At 64.9% G+C, this 2,605-nt stretch carries 3 protein-coding genes; all 3 read right to left on the reverse strand.

Translation table 11 applies throughout. The features are described from left to right. A partial coding sequence (gene ugpC / locus GX015_RS09045) for a sn-glycerol-3-phosphate ABC transporter ATP-binding protein UgpC (protein WP_291344528.1) occupies nt 1-967 on the reverse strand: 967 nt, incomplete at its 3' end. Between the two features lie 6 nt (nt 968-973). After that, a complete protein-coding gene (locus tag GX015_RS09050) occupies nt 974-1,807 on the reverse strand; it encodes a carbohydrate ABC transporter permease (RefSeq protein WP_291344529.1) in 834 nt (277 codons plus the stop codon). Between the two features lie 6 nt (nt 1,808-1,813). After that, nucleotides 1,814-2,605: carbohydrate ABC transporter permease (locus GX015_RS09055; RefSeq protein WP_291344530.1), on the reverse strand; the 792-nt coding region annotated here is incomplete at its 5' end.

Below are 2,605 nucleotides of genomic sequence, written 5' to 3' on the forward strand. Positions count from 1 at the left end.
CGGTGAAGTGCGCGTACTTGTCGGAGCCCATCGACTCGAGGACCTCGACGTCGACCTCGGTGACCACGCCGTTGCCGCGCTGGGCTTCGTCGACGATGTTCGCGTCCTCGAAGGCCTCCGGGCGCAGGCCCACGATGACGGCCCGATCCGAGGCATCGTCGAGCTTGGCGCGGAGGTCGTCGGCGAGCGGGATGTCGCCGAGACCCGTGGAGACCACTCCCCGGTTCAGCCGGCCCGGGGTGAAGTTCATCGACGGAGAGCCGATGAAGCCCGCGATGAACAGGTTCTTCGGGTGGTCGTAGAGCTCCTGCGGCTCGCCGACCTGCTGGATGACGCCGCCCTTCATCACCACGACGCGGTCGCCCAGCGTCATCGCCTCCGTCTGGTCGTGGGTGACGTAGACGGTGGTGACGCCCAGCTGATCCTGCAGGCGCGAGATCTCCGCGCGCATCTGCACGCGCAGCTTCGCGTCGAGGTTCGACAGCGGCTCGTCCATGAGGAACACCTTCGGGCGGCGCACGATGGCGCGGCCCATGGCCACGCGCTGGCGCTGGCCGCCCGACAGGTTCGACGGCTTGCGGTCCAGGTACGGATCCAGGTCGAGGATGCGCGACGCCTCCGCGACCTTCTCGTCGATCTCGTTCTTCGGCAGCTTCGCCAGCTTCAGCGGGAACTCGATGTTCTCGCGCACCGTCATGTGCGGGTACAGCGCGTAGGACTGGAACACCATCGCGATGTCGCGGTCCTTCGGGGCGACGTCGTTGACGCGGTCGCCGCCGATGAGCAGATCACCGTCGGTGATGTCCTCCAGGCCGGCGATCATGTTCAGCGTCGTCGACTTGCCGCAACCCGACGGGCCGACGAGGATGATGAACTCCCCGTCCTTGATGTGCAGGTTCGCGTCGTCGACGCCCACCGCACCGTCCGGGAACTTCTTGGACACGTTCTTGAGTTCGATTTCGGCCATGACTTGCTATCCCTTCACTGCGCCGGAGGTCAGCCCGGCCACGATGCGGCGCTGGAAAATGACGACGAAGATGATGATCGGGATGGTGATGACGATCGCCGCCGCGGCGATCGAACCCGTCGGCTCCTCGAACTGGGATGAACCCGTGAAGTTGGCCATCGCGGCCGGGGCGGTGCGGGCGGCCTCCGTGGAGGTCAGCGACACCGCCAGCAGGAAGTCGTTCCACGCGAAGATGAACACCAGGATCGCCGCGGTGACGATGCCCGGGATGGCCAGCGGGGCCACCACCTTGCGGAAAGCCTGGAACGGCGTCGCTCCGTCCATCTGCGCGGCCTTCTCCAGCTCCCACGGGATCTCCTTGAAGAAGGACGACAGGATGAAGATGGCCATCGGCAGAGCGAACGTGATGTACGGCAGGATCAGACCGGGCCACGTGTCGAACAGGCCGAGCTTGCGCTCGATGTCGAACAGCGGGCTGACCAGCGACACCTGCGGGAACATCGCGATGAGCAGCGACACGCCCAGGATCAGGGACTTGCCGGGGAACGTCAGTCGGGCGATGGCGTAGGCCGCCATCGTCCCGACGACGACGGCGATCAACGTGGTGATGATGCCGATGCCGATCGAGTTGATCAGCGCCCGGGTGAACTCCGACGTCTGGAAGATCCCCTTGTAGTTGTCCAGCGTCCACTCACGCGGGATGAAATGCCCGTCGTGGAGCGTTGCCGTGGTCTTGAACGACAGTGACGCGATCCAGGCCACGGGCACGAGCGCGTACAGGACGACGAGAACGAGCGCGATGGTCCACAGCGCCTTTTCTTTTCCGGTTCCTTGCTGCATGGCTGATCACTCCTTCCCGCTGCCCGGCGTCGACGCGCCGAGTCCCTTGACGAAGATGAATGCGATGACGGCCACGCACAGGAAGATCAGCACCGAAATCGCGGAGCCGATGCCCAGGTTGAACGCCTTGAACAGGTTGTTGTAGCCGAGGATCGACACCGAACCGGTGCCGTTGTTGCCCTTGGTCAGAATGTAGATGTTGTCGAACACGCGGAACGCGTCCAGCGTGCGGAACAGCAGTGCCACGATGATCGACGGCTTCATCAGCGGCAGCGTGATCTTGAACAGGCGGTGCCAGAAGCCCGCGCCGTCCAGCGCAGCGGCCTTGAGCACGTCATCCGGCACCAGCGCCAGGCCCGCCAGCAACAGCAGCGCCATGAACGGCGTCGTCTTCCACACCTCGGCGAGGATGATGATGAAGATCGACGGCCACTGCTCGGTCAGCGGCGCCGAGCCGTCGGGAAGCAAATTGGCCAGGTAACCCGTGCCGGGCGTCCAGGCGTAGTTCCACGAGTACGCGGCGGCGACGGTGACGATGCCGTACGGCACCAGCACCACCGTGCGGACGATGCCGCGGCCGAAGATCGCGCGGTGCATGACCATCGCGATGGCCAGACCGAGGATGAACTCGATGATCACCGAGATGACCGTGATGAACACGGTCACCCACAGCGACTCCCACCAGTAGCCCGACGACAGCACCGCGGCGTAGTTGTCCACGCCGACGAACTCGCGGTCGTCCGGGAAACGCAGGTCGTAGCGCTGCATCGACAGCCACACGGCGTAGATGATCGGGTA

It is taken from the genome of Corynebacterium sp. (assembly GCF_012837295.1).
Taxonomy (GTDB): domain Bacteria; phylum Actinomycetota; class Actinomycetes; order Mycobacteriales; family Mycobacteriaceae; genus Corynebacterium.